Raw genomic sequence first — 24,857 nt, 5'->3', positions numbered from 1 at the left:
TAATGTGTAGTTTCTCAGTTCAGTTGCAGTAAGTCCCATTTATTACCATAGAGATCTTGGAACACCACCACTGTCCCGTATTCTTCCACACGAGGCTCTTCATTAAATACAACACCATTTTTCTTCATCAACTCGTAGTCACGCCAGAAATCATTAGTTTGCAGGAAGAGGAAAACACGACCACCCGTTTGATTTCCTACTGCATGCGTTTGCCCCGGTGTACTCGCTTGAGCTAAAAGTAGGTTTGTACCATTGGAGTTTGGAGGAGAAACTTGAACCCAGCGTTTACCACCTCCTAGGTTGGTATCTTCAACCAGGGTGAATTGAAGTTTTTGAGTATAAAATTCGATAGCATCGTCGTAATTTTCAACGACTAGAGCAATGTTTCCGATTTGCTGCTGAACAGTTTTGGACATGATGATTTCCGCTATGTCAAAACGCTAATTGTAAGCTATTTTGAGGCTTTTCTAGAAAGCACATAACGCCTTGCAAAAGTGTAAGGCACACAATACGAATGTTTACGCATAGTATCAAATAGGCGTCCTTTTTCGCTTTTGTCGTTCACTCATTTATCTAACTTTATTGAGTGCATGTCGAAAATCTTCAATCTTTTGCTAAGAGCGTTTTTTATTATGTGAAAAACAGAGGAGAATGACCATGAAAAAACGACTCAACTATATTGAAGTAGCACCAAAGGCAATAGAAATCCTGTACGCTCAGGAAGCTTACTTCCATGAACAATTTAGCCAATCAGAAACCATGAACATGATCATATGGGAACTGGTTAAGTTACGCATATCGCAAATCAATCAATGTGCATTTTGTATCGACATGCATAGTAAAGATGCGCTTAAGTTAGGTGAAAAGCCGGAACGCATATGGGGGCTTAGTGCATGGAGAGATATGCCATTCTACAGCGATGCAGAACACGTTGCACTAGGCTGGGCTGAATTACTAACTGCTGGCCTACCAGTAGATGATGATACCTATCAGCTGACCTTGAATACCTTCGGAGAAGAAGCTATGGTCAACCTAACAATTGCGATCAACGCGATCAATAGTTGGAACCGAATAGTTAAGGCATTTAAGCCAAAGGTTGGAGACTATAAGCCTAGATAATTCTATCTGACAGTTTTTACTTATAAGTCACTGCTTATACCTCAACTTAATATGATGAAAAGTACATGTGTATCACTATCTCATTTTAAGTTGAGGTTAAATAGGATGATTCATTTGAACTTAGAATTTGATATTTTAAAACCTCAAAAGGCTTTAGCTGGCTATGTTCAAGCCATTTGGTCAGCATCCGTCAAAACTGATACGACGCAAACCGTACGTAAACAATTACTCAGTGATGCTGGTACAGGTGTGGTATTCATTTTACAGAATGAAGTACAAATGGATGGTGAGTGGCAAACGCCAGGGGTTGTCCTACTACCTGTGAGCATTCTGGCACATCAAGTCTGCCTACCGCCAGGCGCGGTGATGACTGGCGTACGCTTTCATCCTGCTGTTGGTTATCAACTATTTGGTAAACGTCTAGAACAGCTATTGCGGATTCAAGACGACCACCCTTTGGCTTCTTCTGCGCTAGCAACATTTGAGTCTCTGCAAACAGCGCGTTCGTCATCTGCAAGGATTTCTACGTTATATCGCTGGGTTCAAACACTGATTGAGGAATATGAACCGCAGTACGTCGGCCACATTATTGACCAACCTACAGGGACCATCAGTCAGCGCCAGAGAGAGCGCAATTTTCAGAAATGGTTGGGGATTACTCCTAAACATTACCAACGCATTAAACGAGTGAAGCACACTTTAGAGCAACTCCGAGCGCAACCCGATCTTACTTTATCGGAGTTGGCGCTGGAGCAAGGTTTTTCCGATCAAGCACACATGACTAGAGAGTGTAAGCAGATTGCGCGCATGACACCGAAGCAGTTTGTCCGAAAGAGAAATCTCTAAACCCTATTAGTTTTGTACATCAAACCCAGTTGATTCAGAATCAACCAAGCACTTGTTATGATGTTCGATCATATATCACCTACTTTTTAGATCGCTCACTCCAGCTTGATGTGAATTTGTTAGCTCGCTTTTGATGCCGCGTGCTGCTCTACCATAAACGCGATCACTTCTTCGTTTAAGCAAGATTTGCTGATGTATTGGCGTTGTTTACCAAGGTGAAGGATAAAGCCCAAATCAGTTTGTTCGAGTTGGTCGATATCATTCCAAGCGAGGCTGCGGTCAACTTTACCACTTTTGTAGCGCACGCCATCTGCATTCACTTCAAAAGCCACTTTACTGCCGCGACTTGAGCTGATGGTTTGACGCCACAGCCACCAAGTTCTTTTGAAATAAACGCTGCACGCTTCAATCACACTCAATACGATAAAGAACCAACCTACGTAACCGTTAGGTAGCAGTTCAAACTCTAATAAGACCACACCAAAGATAAGAAACAGTATCCCTTTTAGGTACGCCTGTGGAAACTTCGTTGGCTGGCTAGTTTGATCATAACACTCAGCAAAGAAAGGTTTGTCGAGTATGTATTCTGTAGTGAATTCGAAATCTTTAGACATGTATGGTTACTTCAAGGCTTCTGTAAATGAGTATTCTTGGTTGCACTCTCGCAACGCGTGCATTGTAGCGCTTCTTGGGACTTATCTTTAGTCCTTTTGATTCTGTTTTGTAAATCAATGATACCGAAACTCGAGGAGACCTTTTTGCACTTGCCAAGATCAAACAAGGCGAACCATTTGGCTCGCCTTGTTAATTAATGGCCTGTGTTAAGTAACGACCTATGTGACTTCTTGAGTTTTCTACTTTAGAGGGTCGTTGTCTGGCAATGCACTGTGTATCCATACTGCCAGTCGGTGCTTGATGCTTGCGCCGTCTAGCTTACTTTCCGGTAGTGGCGTTATCTGTTTTGCATCGACCAAGAATAGGTAAATCGCTTTTACTCTCAGAGGTTGTGGTGACTGTGGAAGGTCAAAGCCTTGTAGTTTCGCCATCTTCCCACCAATCTCTAGTGCCTTCTTAACCAGTTTGTCTTCATTGTGAAGCTTGGAGCTTTTTGACATTGATAAATCCTCTTCTTCGCTTCAATTAAGAATACATGAAGTGTCACGTATGGCGTGTTAGTAAGCTCGCATATTGATAAGTTTATGCCTTACTACCGAGTGGTCGATTAAAAAACAACCTTTTCGCGGCATGTTTTCTGTGTATGCTTCCGTGCAGAACATCCGAATGGGCTTGGGCGCAGACTCCGAATGATTTATTTAGAACAAAGATCATGTTCACCGTAAACGAGCCATTTCGGCAAATATGCGGTTTCTGGAATTGTCCAGCCATACTTATCGTATGCCAATGCAGCAAGACCAATCAGTTTCAAAGAAACATTCCCTTTTGGCGAATAACGAACATCTTCATTCATGTAGAACTGGTAATGCGCCTCTAACGCATCTCTTAGTGCTTTTTGATAGCGTTCCTCATCGCCATCGATAATGGCAACAAACACATTCACAAATGGAATAAACAAAGAATGGACATATGGCACTCTGGTTGACTCTAAGTATTGCGGGGAGGATTTCTCCATCACAGTTTGCAATAGCTCAGGCAACGCTGATGAATTGCCAAATACACCGCTAACGAATTCGACCAGCGCAACATTAAACGGCGTCTTTATAGACACTAATGACTCATCCATGATGGTCATCAGCTCTACGCAGCGCCAATCTCTCGCAGCCATCGCTAAATAGATTTCATCCAACCAAGCATCCATTGTTCCTCCTGCAACAGAACGGTTACCCACTTCCGAAAAATGTCGGTGCCCAACGGAGAATTCAACAACTTGGTCTGAATGATTGGCCAGTAAGTATACGTTATTCAGTAACTCAAGCGCTCTTTTTATATAAGCTGGCGAGGCCTGATGTTGTCCATATTTTGAAGCAGTAAAAAATGCCTGAAGCGAATCCCAAGCATCGCCTTTCATTCTTTTAAGAGGTTGCTGATAAAAAGATTGTTTTTCATCAAGCATTCTTTCCCAGAAGCTGTAGAAATCTTCATCTTCTTCACGAAAAATACGCAATTTTCTTTCTTCAGGTATCTCTAAATAGTGATTTTTCATTTGTTCCATCGTTCCCTAGCCTCGCATTATAAGTTGTTCTAATTTTTTGCCGTGATGATATTCATCTTCAAAATCAAGCCGCGAATGATGCCGAAGTTGATTTATAAAATCAATTTATAATCAGTATGCTGTATCGAAAGTTAATGCTTAATTGAAATGAATCGAAAAGCCGAGAAACATTTGAAATATAAGGCTACCGCACAAGCCGCGATGGGTAAGCCAGAACGTACCTGTCCATAAACAGTGGACGACGAAAACTGACTTTGTGGAGTAAAGATAGACAGATATTCACCATTGTGTTCGCCTTTCTTTTTCTGTCGCTTTCGATAATACTCTTGCGCAATATTACTCAGCTGGAAAATTTTATGCCTCAAGCAAACTCTGTGGTCGTACTCGACTTTGAAACCACAGGTCTCTCTCCTACTTTAGGTGATCGCGCAATAGAAATTGGTGCAGTAAAGTTAGTCGATGGCGAGGTTGTCGATAGTTTTCAGCAACTCATGAATCCCGGCTTCAGAGTGAGTTCTTTCATTGAGAACTACACCGGTATTACCAACAATATGTTGCGATCGGCACCAAGCTGCGAAGAGGTCATGGCATCATTTAGTGAGTTCATAGCTGGCGAGAACCTTATCGCTCATAACGCTTCATTCGATAAACGATTTTTAGATGCAGAGCTCGAGCGAATCAACTGTGGTTATTCGGGTGAGTTTGCTTGCTCCTTACTGGTAGCAAGACGGCTCATTCAAGATGCCCCATCACACAAGCTAGGTGAACTTGTTCGCTATAAAAATATCGACAACGACGGTGTTTTCCACCGTGCACTAGCCGATGCGCAAATGACGGCCAAGCTTTGGCTCTTAATGGTCGAAGGGATAGAAAACTCAGGTATCGTTAAGCCAAGTTTTCAGTTGATGCAAACGGTTAGTAAAACAGCAAAAGGAAAAGTCGACCAACTACTCGCCAAAAGCCGTGCTTAACCCCCTCCTAGCTAAAAGCTGATTCTCGTCTCTTAGACGTTTAAGTGATTTTCGATGCGATATTGGCTATCCCAGTGAACTTCCTAATCTGAATGCGGCAGTTCGCTGGTCTCACCAACCAAACTGGCTTACTATGCCAGGTACCTAAAACGCTTTGTGAGTCACTCATGAGCCGAAAAAATAACAAAAATCTCAGCATTCTTCTTAAACTCAACACCTTTATTGCACCTTATAAATGGCGGGTTGCGGCGGCTTTGGTTGCCCTTGTCGCGACGGCAAGTTTGACGTTATCCGTTGGCTATGGAGTACGTATTCTTATCGACCAAGGCTTTGCTCAGCAATCATTGCAAGAGCTTACCAATGCGATTCAGTTTATTGTCGGTGTCACATTGTGTATTGCCATTGGGACCTTCTTTCGCTTTTACCTTGTCTCTTCCGTAGGTGAGCGCGTCAGTGCGGATATTCGCCTTTCAGTGTTTAACCATGTGATTACGCTGCATCCGAGCTATTTTGAGACCAACAGTAGCGGCGATATTATGTCGCGCCTGACTACCGATACCACGTTGCTGCAAAGCATTATCGGTTCATCGTTCTCAATGGCGATGCGTAGCGCTTTGATGTGCTTTGGTGCCATCATTATGTTATTCGCTACCAACGTTAAGCTCACGCTGATTGTGCTTGCTTCTGTGCCTTTGGTTCTCGTTCCGATTTTGTTTTATGGACGACGCGTGCGTGCGCTCTCTCGCCAAAGTCAGGACTCAATGGCCGATGTCGGCAGCTACGCAGGTGAAGCGATAGAACATATTAAAACCGTGCAAAGTTTTAGCTCAGAACCGTACGAACGAGCGGCTTTCGCTGTCGAGGTGGAAAAAGCGTATGAAGTGGGCAGACAGAGAGTAAAACAGCGCGCGATCCTAATCTCTGGCGTTATTGTGATTGTGTTCAGCGCGATTGCAGGCATGCTTTGGGTTGGCGGCAGCGATGTGATTCACGGAAAGATGTCTGCGGGAGACCTAGCAGCGTTTGTGTTTTATGCCATTATGGTTGCCTCATCAACTGCAACCATTTCTGAAGTGATGGGTGAACTGCAAAGAGCCGCAGGCGCTACCGAACGGCTGATTGAGATCCTTCAAGTAGACAGCGATATCAAAGCGCCAAGCAACCATTTGCCTATCCGTCCCGACATGCCTGCTGAGGTTAACTTTAAATCGGTGAGTTTCAACTACCCTTCTCGCCCAAATCAACCAGCTATCAAAGAGTTAAATCTAACCGCTGAACAAGGAAAAGTGTTGGCGTTGGTCGGCCCTTCTGGTGCAGGTAAAACAACACTATTCGAACTGCTGCAACGCTTTTATGATCCGCAAAAAGGGCAAGTGTTGTTTGGTGGTGAAGATATTCGACAGTTCGATCCAAACGAGCTTCGACGCCAAATGGCACTCGTACCACAACAGCCAGCGCTGTTTAGCCATGATGTTTTCCATAATATTCGCTACGGTAATCCTGAAGCAACGGATGAACAAGTCGTCGAGGCTGCGAAAAAAGCCCATGCCCATGAGTTTATTGGGAAGCTTCCCGAAGGCTATCACAGCTTTTTAGGCGAGCGCGGCGTTAGGCTATCGGGCGGACAAAAGCAGCGTATTGCGATTGCTCGTGCAATTCTAAAAGATCCAAAAATCTTACTGCTAGACGAAGCTACCAGCGCCCTTGATAGCGAAAGTGAACATCACGTTCAGCAAGCACTTGAAGCACTGATGAAAGGACGCACAACGCTGATCATTGCTCATCGTCTTTCAACTATCCAGCATGCGGATAAAATTGCGGTGCTCGACAATGGCGAGTTAGTCGATGTTGGTAACCACCAATCATTAATGCAAAGCTGTGAGTTGTATCAGCGACTTGTGGCATTGCAATTTAAGCACTTAGAGTAACGCCTAGTTAAGCCCTCAAGAATAAGCAAAAACGGACCAAGTGATTTAATGCCAACAGCTTAACGATGTTTTTGTGTCATTCCAGCGAGCTTTGGCGAGACTAGGAATCTAATAGCAACGTGCTGAGTGGTTAAAGAGACAATTTTGACCATAAAGAGCTAGGATAGAAGATCCTATATCACGCACCTTCGTCGCTGTACAAGATGACGAAATATAAAAAGATGCCACTCGTAGTTAAACGAGCGGCATTAAACCAAGTGGTTCTCGTTTTAATACAGGAACTCAGGTAAGAATCCAGTAACCAGCGTATTCTCCCTTCAACTAGAAACACTCCTCCCCACGTACCATATAAAATCCAATCAACTTCATTTGTAACAAGTTAGCTTTCAAAAATAGGAAATCACCACTGTAAAAGTTCACCGCGTTTTGTCTTGCTGACTATGGTTACAATATTTGTGAAATCAATGCCTTTAAACCAAATTAAAAGTAAGTGGCACCGAGATGAACAGTGAAGCGAAACAACTTTTTTATCATTTATGTCAGCAATACGATGCGCTTTCTCAAGAGCTAGAGTCTCGCGCGTTTCCTGAGTTTTCCGAGACCATCACTCATCCGCTTGGACACTGCTTTGTCCGTTGCCCTGTTGGCAGTCAGCGCTTTTCCATTGTTGCAGTCAACTTTGCGCCCTCCGTTCGTGGGCAAGGCGTGCTTACTGCATTTATCGACTACATTAAAAGCAATCCATACCATTACCAAGGCGTTGAAGTCGCTATCATTGAAAACAAAAGCTTAGCAAAACGACTTTTGTCTCTTGGATGGAAGTATAAGTCTCTGTTTGGCAAAATTTTCTTCGCCAGCAAGCCGACCCTAGTGAAGGACTTTCAGTCCGCGTAATAGTTATTACGGCACCGCATCGGTATCCAAAGTAAAACCATCACTCAAAATCTGTAAGCATATTGAGAAAAGTTTGGCGGTCTTCCGTTGTACTACCTCGATGAGCAGTGTATTCAACATGCTCGTTCGGGCTAGCTTTGGGTGATAAATTGATGCCCCACAGCGCGTTAATTTGGTTTGGAACGATGGAGTAACGCACGTCAACAATTCGCATTTCGTTATTCGGGTCTTGCGCTACAAAACCATTTGAAAACCAACGGAAACGTTCGATGTCTTTCGCTTGCTGCGATTGCGGATCGAGCCATGGAAATTGAGTCTTCACATTGAGCTTTGGTGTGGATTCGCCTGGGTAGATTTTTATTGAACGCCCCACTCTTACCGCATCCACATAGTAGTTATCTTCCGTTTCATAAATCACTTTCCAGACCAAAAGATTGCCGAAGGTTGGTTTTGCTTTTAGCTGCACAGCACTGTGCTGTCGCTCTTGGACGATTTTCCACCCGGCCGCTTCTGCTCTATCTCGTTGAATAACCCCAAGAGTCAGATAAGCCAGAGACCATAGAAATGCGACACGCGCGTAATTTCGATTTCGCTTCAGTGCGGTAAAGAAAAGCAGGATCAAAATAGGAAATGTGAAAGCGGGGTCGATAACCGAGATTGTGTTCCAAGCATAGCGTGTGTTGCTTATCGGCCAAAAAAGCTGAGTCCCATAGCTGGTGCAAGCATCTAACAGCGCATGGGTGCTATAACCAAGGGCACAATAAAACCAACTCTGTCGGAAGTTTAGCCCTCGTCTTTTTGCAAACAACGGATACAACACTAAAGCACAGAGAAAGCTGCCAAAAGGGATAAACAACAATGAATGGGTAAAGTGTCGGTGATATTCCAAAAACAGCAATGGGTCAGTTGATGAACGGATAAGTACGTCCAAATCCGGCGCCATCCCTGAAACCACGCCTAACACGCCAGCAGCCACAATGTGCCGCTTGTTACTTGCAGACTGTGGCAAAGCAGCGCCAAGTAAACCTTGCGTTAACGGGTCCATTATTTACGCCCGCAACGAAAATGTAGCCGAGATAGAAGGCATATACGCTTCAAAATAGGCTCAAATTTAAAAACCAGAACGTTCTCCGACATAAATTATCCGTATTTAAGTGGATTGGAAGACACACCTTAATGACGCATTAAAGTGTTCGAAAACAAACACTTTGATTTTAGTGTAAGAAGGAATCGCCCTATTCGCTAGTGAGAAGCGAACCTAAAGCGAGGCTTGTGGTGTACGTCAAAAGTACAAAACTGCGGATTTTACAGATGCAAAAATAAAACAAGGCGAACCGGATGGCTCGCCTTGTTTACTGAAGGATTAACGACAAAAACCTTAGTCTTGAGGGTTTTCTTTCGCGTTGATTTCAGCGTAAGTGTGCAGAAGTTCCGTCAATGTTTTTACCCAATCAAAAACATCCGAAGGTGTATTTTCGAGTAGCTTTTCCACTAGTGCACAGTGTGTTTCTAACGTGATCGCCTCTTCCAAATGGAATGAAATCGCATAGAAATGCCAAAGAACCAGTCGCGTCATTCGCTCGCTATTTTGCTTCGCATTGTCTGAGTCATCAAACGCTTGTTGAATTTCACTCAGTGCGATTGCTGTCATGCGTAACATGGCATCAAGACGTGCAGACAACATACGGTCTTCGCTATCCACTTCTTCTTGATCGAAAGTAAATAGCTCATTCATCACGTCTTCAGGCACCATTTTACTGATCATGCGAGCACTAAACTCTTCCAGTTCATGACGAGGCATGGTTACAAGACAATCGAAGGTGTAATCACGAAGCATAAAATCACTCTAGGTTGGAAATCAATTTCAGCCACGCATTCTAAATACTGAAATCTCAATTGCCAGCGTTTATTTCTATTGAGCTACCGAAAAACTACAGAACACCGTTGATCGCAATACCAACACCAATACGCTGCTGATTATGATCATAGTCAATCAAGCTCTTACCATACCCCGTCGAGTACTGTGCGTATCCCTGAAGTTTGCCCCAGATCGGAAATGACACCCCTAATTCGGCAAAGCCTTTATGCGTTTGGAAGTTCTGGCGGCCTAAGAAGGTAAACTCATAACCATTCCATTTGTACGCACTCGATAGCTCAAAGTGCCCCATGTAATCTTCGATATCCGGGTTATCATCACCTTTAGGATCATTCGGAGATGTTTTTTCATCCTCAGGTATACGCCACCACGGTTGAAGAGAAACCGCAAAATTGTCTTTCGCAAAGGTTAAGTTGGCGTAAACACGATTCCAACTGCGCGATAACTCTTGTCTCTGCCCATTCGACTCATGCTCAATACCAAAACCTAACCAAGTCGAACCATCAAGTGGCTTCCAGTCTGTCGGGGTATAATAAAAAAGCTCAGGACGATAATTGGTTTCACGAAATGGACGCGATGCTGCTCCTGTATACACCTGCCAAAATGACTTGAGCGTCATACCAAAGAACAAACCATCCCCATCAAACAACAAATCGTCGTAGTTCATTGGCACTTTAAAACTAATTTGGAACTCCGCTTCTTCCTTACGCAACTCATCCCCGTACTTAGTATCCGCATAAGCACGCTTATTTACGCGATCACTGTAAGTGAACGGCAAGATGTAGTTAACACGATGCGCTACCAAACTAAATGGTTCAAAGGCGTTTTCTCGTTCTGACTCCAAACGCTTGTCGACCAAGCTTTCCTGAAGCTCCTCAGGTTCTTCAATTTCTGGATCAGCGGGCACTGTACTTGTTACTGCATCGAGCTCACACTGCGCGCGAATGCTCTTTATGGTTTCCTCACCTTTGCTTTGCTTAATTTTGTCTAGCAAACATAAATCATAAGCACTGGCTGTTTCTCCCATCGCAACTGGCGCTGCCAATAAGCTCAGTATTGATATCCCTGCCACTTTTGAAGCCATCTGAAACCCTTAATATTCTTTATGTCAAACCAGATAATTTTAATTTTTCTTGGTAAACCGCTTGCCATTCTGGCGTTAAGGCAATGTTAAATTTTCGCCGACTTTACGTCTTGGATAAATACGACAGACCTCAAACATATCGGCCCACTATGAGCAACGCGCCAAAAACGACCAAGAGTTGAGCATCATAAATAAAAACAAAAAAGACTCGTTTACATGATGCTCATATTCCCTATGCAAAATACTGGCTCGCCACTTTGATTGCAAACCCGGCTATGAATAAACCCAAGCCGTAAGCCAAATGCGCCAATGTGCTAAGAAAACGGGCTTTCCAAGGTGTTGGGGTTTTACTGGCAGCAAAACCAAATCCTAGACAAGGTTGAATGACAAAAAATGGGAACACCAACGTGACCACACCGGTGGCTAAGCCGGGCACTAGACTAGGCTCTACCAACCAATGATGCCCAAAAGCAGCAATGTGAGCCAAAGCGAAAACAACACCAATGGCATAGTGCAAAAACCAACCGAGTGCTTTTTCTCCCGACATCGCGTCTGTTGCCATAATTGGCGCATGCATAAGCTTTCCTTTGGGCATATATAAAACCCAGCGCGCAACCAATGCATAGTTTAGTGAGGGAATACCAAACACTCTCCTTTGTAGCCAAGCCCATAAATCCATTATCAAAGTCGCACCAATCCCTATTAGCGCCGCTTGTAATCCTATTAAAAACAGCATTTTTCGCTCCTCAAGTTTTTGATTTGTTAAGGTCTTAGTTGCATGCTACAACTTAAAGCCAACTTGAAGTCAATGAGGAATAATATGGATATTGCAGAAGTGGTTAAAAAATCAGGATTGCCGACCTCAACGCTCAGATACTACGAACAGTTGGGGTTAATTCGCTCGATAGGAAGGAATGGATTAAGACGTCAATATTCACCAGAGGTACTCAATAAACTCAACATCATTAGTTTGGGGCGTATCGCTGGAATATCACTTAACGAAATGGCAGAAATGTTGAATCACTCAGAAGGTTCAAAACCATACATTGATCGTGACTTACTGGCGAAAAAGGCGCTTGAAATTGATGAGCAAATAACACGTTTGAAAGCGGTGCGAGACAGCCTAAACCATGTTGCCACCTGCCCTCATGAGTCACATATGGACTGTTCTTCATTTCAGAAGCTTATGAAGATCGTGAAGCGTTATGTCCCCCAAAAAACGCGATAAAGCACTCTACTTATTCTTGATGTAAAAGGAAGTAACTCGCGGTTGTGAGTTACTTCCTTTCATATTACTTAGCTTGCGCTTTTACGTACTTCTTCACTTTTTTCATCGCCATTTTTTGCTTTAGCGGTGAAAGATAATCAATGAACAAGTTACCAGATAAGTGGTCGATTTCGTGCTGCATCACAATCGCTAAGAACTCATCACTCTCGATTGTAATCGGGTTGCCATCACGGTCTAGTGCAGAAACAACAACTGATGTGTAACGCTCTACATCGGCGTAGTATTCGGGAACAGATAGGCACCCTTCTTGACCAAGCGCTTTGTTTTCTCCGCTCACAACTTCTGGGTTGACTAAGATTAAAGGATCATTGCGTTCGTCAGAGATATCGATGACAACAACCGCCTCTTTTCTACCAACTTGGGTTGAAGCTAAACCGATGCCATTGCCCGTTGCATAAAGTGTTTCTAGCATATCGTCGATCAACGTTTGTATTGTCGATACGTCAGTAACTTTTTCTGCTTTTACTTTAAGTCTTGGGTCTGGAATGGAGAGAATTTCGAGGACTGCCATACTTACCTTTCGTTATCTGTAAATCGTAATTTCCGGCGAATTATACACACGTTTGGGCAGACATAAACAGGTTGAGTTTTCGTGGAAATACCGTTTCGTCTAAAACATTCGATTTTGCTAGATACCAAAGAGGCACAAAGAAAGAGAAAACAATAACGCCAGCACGATATGGCTGGCGTCTTTTTTACGTATCTATCTTTAAGCGTTCGTTATATGTGAGTTACGCACTCTTTTGCGCTTTTAGCAAAACCTTAATCGCCATTTTTTCACCACTCTTGAAAATAAAGTACCCGAGACAAACGGTTATTAACGTTAATACAACGATAATAATACTGAACCAGCCTAGTTCCGCTATCAGTTCAAATATAGAGATGCCCAAAAACATTAAGATGAGAGAAAACACCACTAAGCTCGATAAATTCCAAAGCAGCACTGAATACCATCTCGTTGTCGAAGGCATTATATTCCCTGTTTTATAGCCAAAATAATATCCTACACTCATCGCTGGTATTAACGTCCCAAGAAAGCCGACACCGTTCATTTCCATGCCAGAAATGTACTCAATAATAAATAGCAGTATGGCCAAACAAACCGATGCCAAACACAAAAGCGACGTAACAAAGAGCACCGAGGGAGCGTTGTTTTCTGTTGAGTAATTATTTTTCGATTCCACTTTCATTTCCTTCCATTTATTTGAATAAAATAAGCGTTTTAGATCATGCTTCCGCTTGGACAACCTAGAGAAACAACACCGCCATAACTCGTTGTTGGTGTAGCTACCATGATTAAATCAACAGGAAGAAACACAACGTCCGTTGCTAACGACAAAGGAATGTCAATCAATGATAGTGGGTATAACGCGATGGAAGTAATATCAGCTCTTAAATAGCAAGGTTGTCGTGCGACTGATAACGCTGTGCCTGAAAACGGCTTTCCGTATCCGCCACCAGCATGCGCATCTATAGACGAACACCCCACCATTAAAGATGCTGACACCACAAGAAATACAACTTGTAGCTTTTTAAATATATTTATTTTCATTTAACCTAGATTCCAACTAACTGTTATTTTTTAAAACTAAACCCTCTCTCAAATTGTATATTCAATGAATTTACTCATATGGGCCTAGTGCAACCATGTTAATACGTTCTATGTATTAGAAACAATTCATTTATTTCCAATAGCACCCGTGAGTTCATGCGACGTGACTAGAATCGCACTTAATTTTTTATGCAAGCACCAAGTTAAGCTCAACCTATTCGTTTTCCCGTTGGAGTCGCGTACCTTTCATCTGATGTAAAAAAGCCGCCAGAACCATTTGGCTCTGGCGGCTTTTGTTTTTATCGAAAACTCGATTACTGCTGTAGCTTCGCTTTGGCTTCTACTACTTTGGAGAAGTCTAGGCCTAGCTCTTCCACTGCTTCTTTAATCAGTACAGGGTTTTGCATTACCTGCGCCATCAACGCTTGAAGCTGATCTTGTGGCAGACCTAGTTGGCTGATAGTTGCCATTGCAGCCAGAGGGTTTTGAGTTAACGCCTGAAATAGCTCGTTGATTTGCTCGTCGCTAATATTGTTTTCTTTCAACATCGCAAGAATCGGGTTCATCAAATTACCTTTAAATACTATGTAAAACAGACCCGCAGTTTACCATTGGGTTTTGTTAGTTTGCACGCAGACTTTAACCACCACTCCACCATCGACCAAGTTATGGTCGAATATTGGTGAACGTTGCGGTAGTGACTCCATCACTTTGCGACGAAAGCGCTTTTATATCCGCGTTAAAGTAATATGGATTAAGTGGCATTTTACTCTCGGCTGGTCGCGCGTAGTAAAGCTTGGCAGGCTGTTTTGCCATTTGTTGCGCGTACAAATACCCGACCAACGCATGTTCAAACTGGTGGTAACCATTTCCCCAATGGAACGCTTTGGTTGATTTAGGATTCAGACCAACACCTCCGTACTGATGATCCACCCACACGTCCATAAAGGTGGGTAACGTGTATTGAAGCGTTTCTTTCATCGAACCATCAACAAGAGAAACCGTCATCGCCGCTTGATCGAGTTCTGCCCATTCCCAAGACGAACTGTAATGCTTGTGCGGTCTTGATTGCCAAGCAGGAATGCTCTCTTGCGTCCATTTACTCTGCCATTCTGGCGAGAAGAGCGCTTTGACTTGCTCAAAGTTTTGCTGGTATTGCGCTTGTTTAAGCGTGTGTTTCATGCCTTTGAAACCAAATTCTGTCCAATTGGAATTCTCCAACAACTGACCAGTGAGATACGTCATCCAATACGCTTTGATGGTGTGTCCAAAATCATTGTGTTTCGCATCTGGCATCATTACCGCTTTGTGGTGTATCGCGCCATAAAAGCGCTGCTCTTTGTCGGAGTGGTAGTTATCCAGCATCACTTGCGTCAGCCATTGCAGATCTTGTTTCCACTTGGCTTGCGCTGGTTCTGGTAAAAGTGGCGCCGTTAACAACAGGTAGCCATTGATTTGGTCAAGTTGAGCGACTAACTCTTGCTGCTTCTCACTTTCTCCATCACCATCTTTCAAAACCCACGCCAGACCGCGATCATCGCTTCGTCGGTATTGTTTAAATATAAACGCTTGCTGGTCGATAAGTGCTTGTTCAACCTTTGGATCTTGCGTCAAGTAGTAGTACATCGCCAAGCCCACCAAGGCGTAAGCTTGGTCTTGAGAAGTTCGCTGTTGCCACTCCATCCCCGGTTTTCCACTACGCGTAAAGCTCACGAAGCCGCCGTTTTTCTCATCTTGTAGATGATCAATCAGGTAATAAGCCCCTTTCTTTGCCAGCTCTAATGCTTGTTTGTCACCCGTAAGATGAAAAAGCACGCCATAAGCGTAAGTTTGGCGCGATTTCATGCGTGTGTATTCGCGATCGAAGTGCGGGCTAATCCACCCTTTGTTTAATTCTTCACACGGCTTTTGTGGGTCGAGAATGACACCGTTATCACAACGAAATGTCGGAAAATTCCCCGCAGGTTGCCCATGCGCGCTTTCCATCATCCAATATGGGGCTAGGCCATTCGTCACATGGTTTAACCAATCATCCCCCGAAGGCAGCTCCACATCAGCAAAGCTGTTCATGCTCGTCGTTGCGAGCAATAAGGTAAGATATTTAAAAGACATAATGCTCAATTAAGTTATTGAATTTTATCCAGTATAAATAACTCCCTTTACGCATATTGTCGTCGTGGTCACAATCGCCTTACGCATTTGTTTGCATTGTTCATCTGTCTGCCTTATTCGATGACTGAGTCGAGAATAAACGCCACTCTGTCTTCGACTGACATTTTGGGCACTTCGATCAATTGATAACCGAACTTGTGGTATGCATCGACCATCTGTTTATGCGTGGCGACCGCTTCAGAAAAATCTTGTTTTCGCTCTTCATCGTTACTGAATATCGATGCCCACGGTGGAAAAATGAACACTTGAGAATGATAACGAAGCGTCTGGCAATGCGTGATTAGCTCATGCGAGATTGGCAGTTGTTCCAACTTGCTGTAGCCATATACATCCACAATACTGCGATCAAAAAACACCTCCGCTTGGTGCACATTGAAAGCTCGGTAATTGCCCACTTCTTCTTTTGTCATTTCGTCTCGAAAGGCTTGTTTGTCATTCCAAGGTAATGCTGAACCGTGATTCGCAACCTGCGTTTGTATCACGTGACGACCTGTTTCTGGCGCGCAGATAAAGCCTTGTGTTTTTAGTTGTTCGATAACCGAGGTTTTTCCTGCGCCGGGGCCACCAGTGAATACGATGATTTTGTTCAAAATCTTTTCCTTATTTTTTGTTTGAATGAAGTAATGCGTGTACAGCCAAGAAAATTGGCATCATCTGGCGTTTGAAATTGGCATGGCATTTGGCACGCCAGCGTTAAGCGAGATCGGCAATGGAAAGCTTTGGGATAGAAATGATCAGTGAAAAATATTGATGAAATGAAAGTTTAAACGGCGTGTTCAGCGTTTATAAAAAACGGAGGAATTTTGAGCGAACCAAACTTGCCCAAAATATTGGGTTGGGAAATGGAGAGATTGGATCATCAGGTTAACGCGTCAATTGGCTTTCTATATCAAGAAGATGGCACCTAAGCCTAAGAACGCAAAGAAACCGACGACATCAGTAACGGTCGTCAATACTACCGAGCCAGCCACGGCGGGGTCAATGTTAAACTTCTTCAACGTGAATGGTATCAACGTACCAGATGCCGCGGCCGCCAAACTATTGAGGAAAATTGCACAACAGATAATAAGCGCCAATGGCCAAGAGTCAAACACCATGTAGACGACACCCGCGATGACTAATCCCATGATCAAGCCATTAATGGTGGCGATTTTTAATTCCTTATTCACCAATAGCTTCAAGTTACTTTGGTGCAAATGGTTGAGTGCGATACCCCGAATGGCCACCGCTAAGGTTTGGCTACCTGCGATGCCGCCCATACTCGCCACCACAGGCATTAAGATCGCAAGCGCAACGACTTGCTCGACCACATTATCAAAAATACCAATGATGGCAGAGGCAACAAAGGCAGTCAGCAAATTAATCACCAACCAAAGTGCTCTTAGCCTTGTCGCCACAGTTAATGGTGTGAACAAATCTTCTTCGCTTCGTACGTTTTCTGCCACTACAGCTTGTAGGCTGAGTTCACGCAAGGTAATCGCGATGGTCGCCATCGACAAAACGCCCATAATTTTGCCACCAGCCATGATAGGAAACCAATGCGCGCCACCATCAATCGAGACCTGTTTACTGACGCTTTGAATCGTTTGGATATCTTCCAGAATTGGCGTGACTGCGGTCAAGTCTGTGAGTTTGGTATGGTTCTCATGCAGCAACAGGGTTTGAGGTTCTATCGTCCCAATAACGCCTCCGACATCGCGCACAATGATCAATCGCACCGGGCTTTGTCCACGTTTTAACAACTCGTTTTTGATGCCTCCTACGCTGTTTTTAGGATTCGCGACCAAAAAATACGGCTCGGCATATCGTCCTACTTTGTTGTCTTCATACGACAGCGCTTGTTGAATGTGCGCGACCGACTCTTCACTTTGGTCGATAAGGTACTCATCCACAAACTCGGTCGGCAGAAAGTCTGCAAAGATGATCAGTTCCGAATCCGTGATGTACGCTAAGCGTTCATGTTGCAGCTCTTTGTTGAGTGATTGATGAATGTGCTTGGCGGTGTCGTATCGCAGCAAATTTAATACCGTCCAGTACTTCTCTGGCGGCACCGCTTCTATCACGCGTTTACGATAAGCAATGTTGACCGACTCCAAAATGTTCGCGATTTGCGCTTCCTGATAGTCTTTCAAAAAACTGAGGTCTTCGGTCGACTCTATCGCTTTAATGATCTCGGCAAGCAAATGAGGCACTTTGCGATTAATTTGTAATTGGCTGGAATCTATCATCATTGTCACCGATTTCCTTGGACATCACGTTAGTGTCAACACGATGTCTATTATCTAAAGGCATGAGATCCTGATGTTAAAATTCTAGGCAATGGCGCGCACAATTGCGGAATTTATATTTTGCTCGCAGAAACAGAACGTCTTTGCATAAGGGGATGGTATAAACTTTTAGTGTGCATTAGGCGCATTTGCCTCGTTTGATAATGGAGTAATCAATGGCACCAGTATTTTTTCTGACTCAGCAAGCTGCCTTACCAAGTCATAAAGTGCTTCGTAAAGTGATTCAGTTTGCGACAGCGCTGGCTCAACCCATCGTGGTATTGGTGGAAGATCACCGCCGAAGTGAAGATCACGCGTTCGCGCATTTCCTTAGTTTCAACTCTGACCATATAGAAAAGAGACAAGCTGAATTTGAAGCTTGGACATCAAAATTTAAAGACTTCGTTATCGAACTTTGTGAAGAAGAGGAAGTTGAAACGCCAACCCTCTCTTACGAGCATTTCAAAGGGAGTCATTGGATTGCTCAAGTCGCGAAACGGCTTGTCGACCACACAGATTTACTGCTCGTGGGGCATTTTAACAAGCACGAAATTCAAACCTTACTCACCGAGCTAGCAAAAAACGATTGTGATTTATTGCTATTAAGTGAGCGTTCATGGCCTTCTCACGCCAACATGCTTTGCGCGATAGATCCGCTTCATCGCGGAGATGCAAAATCGGTCGTAGATAAAGCCATTGTATCGCGAGGCTCAAAACTAGAAAAAACCTTGAGCGGAAAAATGACGTTAGTTTACTGCCGCTACGTTGCGCCTTATCTGTCTCGCTATCGTGCAGAGATTTTGAGCAACCAAAAAGCAGGCATTACGGACTTTATTACTGCGCAAAAGTTAACACGAGTACCACTACTGCTGCCAGAAGGAAACCCTGAAACGGCGTTACCAAAAGCAGTTAAGCAATCACAAGCGGCAATTCTGATTATGGGCGCGTGTAAGCGAAGCATATCATCCCAATTTTGGTCTGGCAGCACTGTAGACACGTTACTTGATCAACCTCCTTGTGACCTGCTGTTGGTCAATAGCACGAAGGATTGATCAGGCTTCCCCATTCCGCCGCATCTTAAATATTATCACGCGCAGTTATTGGCTCTTCATGGTCTCTAACTGCGCGGCTTCATGTTCCGCGTTCAAGGCTTGTTTCTGCTGCTGTTTAACCTCATCCCAACTGCGTCCCGATTCAATCGCAGATACACGCTGCTCGTATTTAGTGCAGGCTCTTTCGAGTACTTTCTCAGGATCTATACCCTTTTCTCTTTCCAACGCTTTTAATACGTTAAGATAGTTCCACAACACATCGCCTAACTCGTCTTCCAAATGACAAAGGCGATCCTCACGAATCTCTTCACGGACTTCATCGACTTCTTTGCCAATGGCCTCCAGATAAGTCTCTACGCCTTTAAACCAAGTGTTGGTTTGGTCATATTGAGATTTTCTCGTCGCAATTGCGTACAGCTCATCAAATTTCTTCATTATCTCTCCGTAGAACGAGTTTTTATTTACGCCTCTTTAGGACGAATAAACTTACCTTTTGCCGTCACTCTAACTTCATTATTGACCAGTAATTGAGCCACCAGTTGATATATACCGCGGCGTTCACCTTCACAGTGTGCAGTAATCGTGACGTGCTCATCTAGTTCAATAGGTGCATGGTAGCGCACATCCAACTGCGCGGTAAGGGCTTGAATGTCTCTAAATAACAAACAGTGCGTCATTGCACCATCGAGCAGCGAGCTCGCAATGCCACCATGCAACAGGTCTGTGTAACCTTGATGACGAGGTAAAACATGAAACTCTCCGACAACAGAACCATCGGCTAGGCACTGGTAGTTCACAGCCAAAGAGTTCGGATTCGCATCGATGGAAGAACAAACCGCACATTGATAATGAGATTCGTTAGTGTAATGAAAGTGGCTGTTTGTGGACATGATAAGTACTCGGCTTGTAAAAAGGAGTAATTAGCATATGCCAATTATTAAAAAGAAATGGCGAGTAATCTTTGTTTGCACGTTGTAGGGCCAACAACCTCATTGTCCATAACGTTAAATAATCATTTTTATAATTAACGATAATTTCCAGTTTATTTAGAGTAGCGATAAGGTTTGCACCGTGATTACGCAACGTTATGAAAGGCGACTTATGAAGTTTCTCCACACGATGATCCGTGTTGTTGACCTAAACAAATCTATCGAATTTTATACAAACGTTCTGGGAATGAGCGTTTTGGATCGTTTTGAAAACCAAGAATACCGTTACTCACTGGTGTTTGTTGGTAGCCCTGATCAACCAGATGGCGCGACCATCGAGCTAACTTATAACTGGGATACCGACAGTTACGACTTAGGTAACGCATTCGGACACATGGCGTTTGGGTGTGAAGACATTTACGCAGCTTGCGAAAAAATCAAAGCGCTTGGTGGCAACGTCACTCGCGAACCCGGTCCAATGAAAGGTGGAGAAACGCACATCGCATTCATCAAAGATCCCGACGGCTACCCAATCGAACTGATTCAAACTGAACAATAACGAGGTTTCCTATGACAGACGCATTATTTCAACCGATTCAACTTGGCTCTCTCTCATTAAAAAACCGCATCGTTATGCCTCCGATGACGCGCTCTCGAGCCTCTCAACCGGGTAATGTTGCCAACGACATGATGGCCACCTACTACGCTCAACGCGCCGAAGCGGGATTAATTGTTGCTGAAGGCACGCAAATTTCACCAATGGGTCAAGGCTACGCGTGGACACCGGGTATTTATAGCCCAGAGCAAATTGCTGGCTGGAAAAAAGTAACTGATGCAGTGCACGAGAAAGGCGGCGTTATCTTCGCGCAATTATGGCACGTTGGTCGTGTGACTCATCCTGACAACATCGGCGGCGAGCAACCTATTTCTTCTTCTGCGCTCAAAGCAGAAAACGTGAAAGTATTTATCGACAATGGCACAGACGAACCTGGCTTTGTCGACGTGGTTGAGCCGCGTGAGATGACCAAACAAGACATCAAGAATGTTATTGAAGAATACCGCCAAGCCGCATTAAACGCGATAAAAGCTGGGTTTGATGGTGTCGAACTTCACGCAGCAAATGGCTACTTGGTTAACCAGTTTATCGATTCTGAAGCGAACAACCGCACCGATGAATACGGCGGCTCAATTGAAAACCGTCTGCGTTTTCTTGGTGAAGTGGTCGAAGCAATGACGCAAGCCATTGGCGCAGAGCGTGTTGGTGTTCGCCTTGCACCATTCACTTCGTTAAACGGCACCGTTGATAGCACACCTGTCGACACCTACACCGCTGCTGCTGCGCTGCTTGATAAACTCAATGTGGTTTACATTCACATTGCAGAAGTCGATTGGGACGACGCGCCAGATACTCCGCATGACTTTAAAACCGCAGTTCGTGAGGCGTATAAAGGCACACTGATCTATGCCGGTCGTTACAACGCAGAAAAGGCGCAACACGCGATTGAAAGTGGCTTAGCCGACATGATCGGTTTTGGTCGTCCGTTTGTTGCAAACCCAGACTTACCAAGCCGCATCAAGCATGGCTACCCACTGGCAGAACATGACTCTGCCACATTGTTCGGCGGCGGTGAAAAAGGCTTAGTGGACTACCCTGCGTATCATGCGGGTTAATTCATCTGCGTAAAGCTGATTCGCAACTCGCGACAAACCAATAGCTAACCCAAAAGAACCTTGCTCTTCCCCCTGTGACGCCAAGATGCAGGGTTCTTTTTTAGGCAAGCCACCAAGAATTAACGTCTTTGACAAGATGTACAACCTCGGCACGCAGAACGTGTCGTTTTACTTAGTAAACTGCGTTGTACTTTACAGTAGGCATTTTTCAGTGCGCGGCGGCCTGAAAACCAATCATCCGGTTTAGTGAGGATTAAGTAGCCATTAAATCTCTTAACCAACTCGGTTCGGTTGTTTTCGATAAATCGGCAATCAAACTCGATTTCGAAGTAATCCAACGCTTCTTCGATACAAGTAAAGCTGGCAATTTTTTCCTGAATCGTATTCTCTGTCATTGTTTCTTTAGCGTTATCATTTTCAATGAAGTCTAAGAGCCTGGCGCTTTACGTTCTTTGATTTGGCGCTTCTTAACATCACTCTTTCTGGGATTTCCATATTGAAATTCAATTTGGGAATTCGCTATTTCCCCCAGCCTTTTAATTTTGACAATCACCTTAAGAATCTGATTTAAAACAATATTATTTCTGGTTCATATTTTGCTCTACTTCGTTAAACGGAATGTTGGAGGGACACGATATGACTTATAGAGCGGAAGTAGACGGATTAAGGGCGATTGCTGTCACGTTGGTGATTTTGTTTCATGCAGGAGTTGAGCAGTTCGCTGGTGGCTTTATTGGCGTCGACGTATTTTTTGTTATCAGTGGCTATTTGATCACCACCATCGTGATTAACGATTTGGAAAACCAGAAGTTCAACCTCGGTGATTTTTATGAGCGACGCATTCGCCGCATACTTCCCCTGCTACTGGTGGTGATTGCCGTCAGCTATTTGATGTCTTGGTGGCTATTTTTGCCACAAGCACACAAAGACGTTGGTCAGTTCGCAGTGTCTTCTATTCTTTCTTCATCCAACATTCTTCTGTATTTAAAAGGCCACAATTACTTCGGTTTAGAAGATCAAGCCAATCCGCTATTTCACACCTGGAGCTTGGGCGTTGAAGAACAATACTACATTGTCATTCCTTTGCTACTCATGCTACTCGCTCGTGGCAAAAACGCGTTTTACCTGACTTTTTTCGTCGCGGTATTTACGCTGAGTTTGATGACTATTGTTTATGCGAGCAACGATCCTGATTTCGCCTTCTACATGATCTTTTCTCGTGCCTGGGAGCTGGCAACCGGTTCATTACTCGCATTAGTAATGAGAAAAACCCAAGTTCAATCCAACGATACGCTGGCAACCATTGGCATCGTTTTGATATTGGCCTCTGCACTTTTGTTTGAAAAATCGCAAGATGGCGCGGGTATCACTTTGCTGGTGCCAGTCATCGGTAGCGCGTTAGTGATTTTGTTTGCCTCTAAAGACAATGTCTGCGGTAAATTGCTGAGCCTAAAATGGGTCGTGTTCGTCGGCTTAATCAGCTACAGCTTGTACTTGTGGCATATTCCGCTATTTGTGTTTTACCGCTACATGCTGGACGCAACTCAAGACGTCAATATCTCGCTTTACATTGCCGCTCTTTTTGTACTGTCTTACTTCACTTGGCGCTTTGTGGAAAAGCCGTTCCGCAGCCGAAAAGCCATGAGCATGCGCACTGTGTCTGCGGTTGTTGTGTTGTTGACGCTGCCCTTGCTGACGTTCGGCGTTATTGGTCATCAAAACGGTGGTTTTCCAGAAAGAAGTGCATTTTTCGAGGCCATGCGCGTTAACAACGGTTACGGTTTAGATTGCAACGGCAACACCGACGTTAACGATGTGTGCTCGTCTGCGCCGCAGCCCACCATTGCTGTGTTAGGCAATAGTCACAGCATGGTTTACGTGAAGCGTCTATCCGAAGTCACACCAACTGGCGTGGTGCAACTTACTCAAGATTCCTGTGCGGTCGGTTATGTCGACATCCTCGAAGCTGCTGGCTCAATTTCTTGCCGACAGTTCTTCAAACAGGCAGTCGATACCATTTTGCGTACCCCTTCTATTCGTCGCGTCGTTATCTCTTCCAACTTCAATAAAGAGCTTTCACAAGCCGATTATGAGGCATCATTAACTGGATTGTTGAATGAACTGGAAGGGAAAGAAGTGGTCGTTTTCGGCCCAACGCCTTCTGCACCGTTTGCGGTGGGTGAATGCCTTTGGAAAGCGCGTTTGTTTGGCGAGACGGAAGAGTCCGCATGCGATTTCTCTCCCAAGCGACATCACCCTCAAAACGTGGCGAAGTTAGTGAACTACTTTGATCAATTTGAGCACGTTGAGTTTGTCGACTTGACCGATGCCATTTGCAGAAATGGCGTATGTCGAATGAAAGTTGGTGCGAACAACGCCATGTATACCGATGACAGCCATTTGTCTTACAAAGGTGCTGAGTTGGTGCTTGGGCATTACCACAGCAGTACGAATGAAACTCAACAGTTCACTTACGACCGACAATAACCAAGGAATAAGCATTTATGCTTCAGCGCTTATCTCAGGTAAGCGCTGAATATTTTAAAGCAAGACAAAACCAACGCCTCTATTTGAAAATGCGCGGGTCAAACGCAAAATCAAGCTTTTCGGCTTTCTTGATGATCTCTTTCATTTTGGGATGATTTGGGTTCACCACGTAGTTTTTATCACGAGGTGAAATCGTTGAAGGCACTTGCAGCGCAGCAAACTCAGGGTGAGGATCATTGAGAAACTGATCACCAATGTATTGCGTAGACTCGCTCGCCGGTATTGCTCGCCACGTCACTGGGAGATCTTCTTCATCTAAGGTGGCGATGAGGTATTCTGGCATTTCAATACGATATAAATCGTACAACTTGGTGATGGCAGGATCGTTGTTTACGTGAACAAACACTTCCAACGAGCAAAGGGATTCCGATTCAGAGAAGTAGAGGGCTTCGGTTCCTTTTGAGTTCCATCGCCCTCCAAATAACTTTGCGCCAATGGGGCTAAACGGCGTGTCAGCGAATTTCTTTTGTGTGAGACGATAGAGCTTCATA

The 24,857-nt window shown here is 44.2% G+C and carries 29 protein-coding genes; 10 read left to right on the top strand and 19 right to left on the bottom strand.

All coding sequences use genetic code 11. The features are described from left to right. Window positions 1–14: 14 nt before the first annotated feature. The gene (locus L3V30_RS15975) at window positions 15–416 is read right to left on the bottom strand and encodes a VOC family protein (RefSeq protein WP_237309287.1); all 402 of its coding nucleotides are present in this window, start codon (window positions 414–416) and stop codon (window positions 15–17) included. A 241-nt stretch (window positions 417–657) separates the two neighbouring features. Between L3V30_RS15975 and L3V30_RS15970 the strand changes: the two genes are divergently transcribed. Both L3V30_RS15970 and L3V30_RS15965 read left to right on the top strand, forming a co-directional pair. Next, complete coding sequence (locus L3V30_RS15970) at window positions 658–1,119, top strand: carboxymuconolactone decarboxylase family protein (RefSeq protein WP_025767811.1); 462 nt, start codon at window positions 658–660, stop codon at window positions 1,117–1,119. Window positions 1,120–1,224: 105 nt separating this feature from the next. Next, window positions 1,225–1,965: a helix-turn-helix domain-containing protein gene (locus L3V30_RS15965; RefSeq protein WP_237309286.1), complete on the top strand. Its 741-nt coding sequence runs from the start codon at window positions 1,225–1,227 to the stop codon at window positions 1,963–1,965. Window positions 1,966–2,084: 119 nt separating this feature from the next. Here the strand turns inward: L3V30_RS15965 and L3V30_RS15960 are convergent, their stop codons facing one another. The 3 genes from L3V30_RS15960 to L3V30_RS15950 form a co-directional block, all read right to left on the bottom strand. Beyond that, on the bottom strand, window positions 2,085–2,579 hold the full coding sequence (locus L3V30_RS15960) for a YcxB family protein (RefSeq protein WP_182032825.1): 495 nt from the start codon (window positions 2,577–2,579) through the stop codon (window positions 2,085–2,087). 240 nt (window positions 2,580–2,819) lie between these two features. Then, a complete protein-coding gene (locus tag L3V30_RS15955; protein ID WP_005376453.1) occupies window positions 2,820–3,080 on the bottom strand; it encodes a DUF5062 family protein in 261 nt (86 codons plus the stop codon). Window positions 3,081–3,274: 194 nt separating this feature from the next. Continuing rightward, complete coding sequence (locus L3V30_RS15950; RefSeq protein ID WP_237309285.1) at window positions 3,275–4,135, bottom strand: immunity 49 family protein; 861 nt, start codon at window positions 4,133–4,135, stop codon at window positions 3,275–3,277. Between the two features lie 356 nt (window positions 4,136–4,491). Between L3V30_RS15950 and L3V30_RS15945 the strand changes: the two genes are divergently transcribed. From L3V30_RS15945 to L3V30_RS15935, 3 genes are all read left to right on the top strand, one after another. Beyond that, window positions 4,492–5,106, top strand: coding sequence for a 3'-5' exonuclease (locus L3V30_RS15945; protein WP_172605992.1), 615 nt, complete (start codon window positions 4,492–4,494; stop codon window positions 5,104–5,106). Between the two features lie 167 nt (window positions 5,107–5,273). After that, window positions 5,274–7,034, top strand: coding sequence for an ABC transporter ATP-binding protein/permease (locus L3V30_RS15940; RefSeq protein WP_237309284.1), 1,761 nt, complete (start codon window positions 5,274–5,276; stop codon window positions 7,032–7,034). A gap of 501 nt (window positions 7,035–7,535) precedes the next feature. After that, window positions 7,536–7,928, top strand: coding sequence for a hypothetical protein (locus tag L3V30_RS15935; RefSeq protein ID WP_104970657.1), 393 nt, complete (start codon window positions 7,536–7,538; stop codon window positions 7,926–7,928). A gap of 40 nt (window positions 7,929–7,968) precedes the next feature. Here L3V30_RS15935 and L3V30_RS15930 read toward each other — a convergent pair whose 3' ends face one another. From L3V30_RS15930 to L3V30_RS15915, 4 genes are all read right to left on the bottom strand, one after another. Continuing rightward, window positions 7,969–8,973 (bottom strand): metal-dependent hydrolase, encoded by a 1,005-nt coding sequence (locus L3V30_RS15930; protein WP_237309283.1) that lies wholly within the window; start codon window positions 8,971–8,973, stop codon window positions 7,969–7,971. 333 nt (window positions 8,974–9,306) lie between these two features. Then, entirely contained in the window at window positions 9,307–9,765 is a 459-nt protein-coding gene (locus tag L3V30_RS15925; protein ID WP_005395188.1) for a hypothetical protein, read from the bottom strand. Between the two features lie 94 nt (window positions 9,766–9,859). Then, window positions 9,860–10,888, bottom strand: coding sequence for a phospholipase A (locus L3V30_RS15920; RefSeq protein ID WP_006742284.1), 1,029 nt, complete (start codon window positions 10,886–10,888; stop codon window positions 9,860–9,862). Window positions 10,889–11,120: 232 nt separating this feature from the next. Next, window positions 11,121–11,624: a DUF2938 domain-containing protein gene (locus L3V30_RS15915; RefSeq protein ID WP_047008307.1), complete on the bottom strand. Its 504-nt coding sequence runs from the start codon at window positions 11,622–11,624 to the stop codon at window positions 11,121–11,123. Between the two features lie 84 nt (window positions 11,625–11,708). Between L3V30_RS15915 and L3V30_RS15910 the strand changes: the two genes are divergently transcribed. Continuing rightward, window positions 11,709–12,116, top strand: a complete 408-nt coding sequence (locus L3V30_RS15910) for a helix-turn-helix domain-containing protein (protein ID WP_237309282.1) — start codon at window positions 11,709–11,711, stop codon at window positions 12,114–12,116. Window positions 12,117–12,180: 64 nt separating this feature from the next. Here the strand turns inward: L3V30_RS15910 and def are convergent, their stop codons facing one another. From def to L3V30_RS15875, 7 genes are all read right to left on the bottom strand, one after another. Continuing rightward, window positions 12,181–12,687: a peptide deformylase gene (gene def, locus L3V30_RS15905; RefSeq protein ID WP_005395192.1), complete on the bottom strand. Its 507-nt coding sequence runs from the start codon at window positions 12,685–12,687 to the stop codon at window positions 12,181–12,183. Between the two features lie 220 nt (window positions 12,688–12,907). Continuing rightward, a complete protein-coding gene (locus L3V30_RS15900) occupies window positions 12,908–13,366 on the bottom strand; it encodes an ABZJ_00895 family protein (protein ID WP_029817912.1) in 459 nt (152 codons plus the stop codon). A gap of 32 nt (window positions 13,367–13,398) precedes the next feature. Beyond that, complete coding sequence (locus tag L3V30_RS15895) at window positions 13,399–13,728, bottom strand: YceK/YidQ family lipoprotein (protein ID WP_005478428.1); 330 nt, start codon at window positions 13,726–13,728, stop codon at window positions 13,399–13,401. A 314-nt stretch (window positions 13,729–14,042) separates the two neighbouring features. Then, window positions 14,043–14,294: a DUF2999 family protein gene (locus L3V30_RS15890; RefSeq protein WP_005395194.1), complete on the bottom strand. Its 252-nt coding sequence runs from the start codon at window positions 14,292–14,294 to the stop codon at window positions 14,043–14,045. 100 nt (window positions 14,295–14,394) lie between these two features. Next, window positions 14,395–15,840: an N-acylglucosamine 2-epimerase gene (locus tag L3V30_RS15885; RefSeq protein WP_237309281.1), complete on the bottom strand. Its 1,446-nt coding sequence runs from the start codon at window positions 15,838–15,840 to the stop codon at window positions 14,395–14,397. 113 nt (window positions 15,841–15,953) lie between these two features. Beyond that, window positions 15,954–16,490 carry an AAA family ATPase gene (locus L3V30_RS15880; RefSeq protein ID WP_237309280.1) on the bottom strand — a complete coding sequence of 179 codons (537 nt, stop codon included), beginning with the start codon at window positions 16,488–16,490 and terminating at the stop codon, window positions 15,954–15,956. 294 nt (window positions 16,491–16,784) lie between these two features. After that, the gene (locus L3V30_RS15875; RefSeq protein ID WP_167427452.1) at window positions 16,785–18,131 is read right to left on the bottom strand and encodes a magnesium transporter; all 1,347 of its coding nucleotides are present in this window, start codon (window positions 18,129–18,131) and stop codon (window positions 16,785–16,787) included. Window positions 18,132–18,343: 212 nt separating this feature from the next. Here L3V30_RS15875 and L3V30_RS15870 point away from each other — a divergent pair, with 212 nt between their 5' ends. After that, window positions 18,344–19,219: a universal stress protein gene (locus L3V30_RS15870; RefSeq protein ID WP_237309279.1), complete on the top strand. Its 876-nt coding sequence runs from the start codon at window positions 18,344–18,346 to the stop codon at window positions 19,217–19,219. A 45-nt stretch (window positions 19,220–19,264) separates the two neighbouring features. On the opposite strand, the gene L3V30_RS15865 is transcribed toward L3V30_RS15870, so the two are convergent. Then, on the bottom strand, window positions 19,265–19,654 hold the full coding sequence (locus tag L3V30_RS15865; protein ID WP_005395204.1) for a MazG nucleotide pyrophosphohydrolase domain-containing protein: 390 nt from the start codon (window positions 19,652–19,654) through the stop codon (window positions 19,265–19,267). 26 nt (window positions 19,655–19,680) lie between these two features. Next, window positions 19,681–20,109, bottom strand: a complete 429-nt coding sequence (locus tag L3V30_RS15860; protein WP_237309278.1) for a PaaI family thioesterase — start codon at window positions 20,107–20,109, stop codon at window positions 19,681–19,683. Between the two features lie 211 nt (window positions 20,110–20,320). Here L3V30_RS15860 and gloA point away from each other — a divergent pair, with 211 nt between their 5' ends. After that, window positions 20,321–20,707, top strand: coding sequence for a lactoylglutathione lyase (gene gloA, locus L3V30_RS15855; protein WP_237309277.1), 387 nt, complete (start codon window positions 20,321–20,323; stop codon window positions 20,705–20,707). Between the two features lie 11 nt (window positions 20,708–20,718). Further along, entirely contained in the window at window positions 20,719–21,819 is a 1,101-nt protein-coding gene (locus tag L3V30_RS15850) for an alkene reductase (protein ID WP_237309276.1), read from the top strand. A gap of 119 nt (window positions 21,820–21,938) precedes the next feature. Here the strand turns inward: L3V30_RS15850 and L3V30_RS15845 are convergent, their stop codons facing one another. Next, on the bottom strand, window positions 21,939–22,214 hold the full coding sequence (locus L3V30_RS15845) for a nitrogenase-stabilizing/protective protein NifW (protein ID WP_203342543.1): 276 nt from the start codon (window positions 22,212–22,214) through the stop codon (window positions 21,939–21,941). Window positions 22,215–22,455: 241 nt separating this feature from the next. Between L3V30_RS15845 and L3V30_RS15840 the strand changes: the two genes are divergently transcribed. Further along, on the top strand, window positions 22,456–24,306 hold the full coding sequence (locus tag L3V30_RS15840; protein WP_237309275.1) for an acyltransferase family protein: 1,851 nt from the start codon (window positions 22,456–22,458) through the stop codon (window positions 24,304–24,306). 79 nt (window positions 24,307–24,385) lie between these two features. On the opposite strand, the gene L3V30_RS15835 is transcribed toward L3V30_RS15840, so the two are convergent. Further along, on the bottom strand, window positions 24,386–24,856 hold the full coding sequence (locus L3V30_RS15835; protein WP_005454240.1) for an RES family NAD+ phosphorylase: 471 nt from the start codon (window positions 24,854–24,856) through the stop codon (window positions 24,386–24,388). Between the last annotated feature and the right edge of the window lies 1 nt (window position 24,857).

Source organism: Vibrio sp. A1-1 (assembly GCF_021728175.1).
In the GTDB taxonomy this organism is placed as follows: Bacteria; Pseudomonadota; Gammaproteobacteria; order Enterobacterales; family Vibrionaceae; genus Vibrio; species Vibrio diabolicus.
The sequence above is the reverse complement of the archived record's forward strand: the minus strand, read 5'-3'. Positions and strand labels throughout refer to the sequence as shown.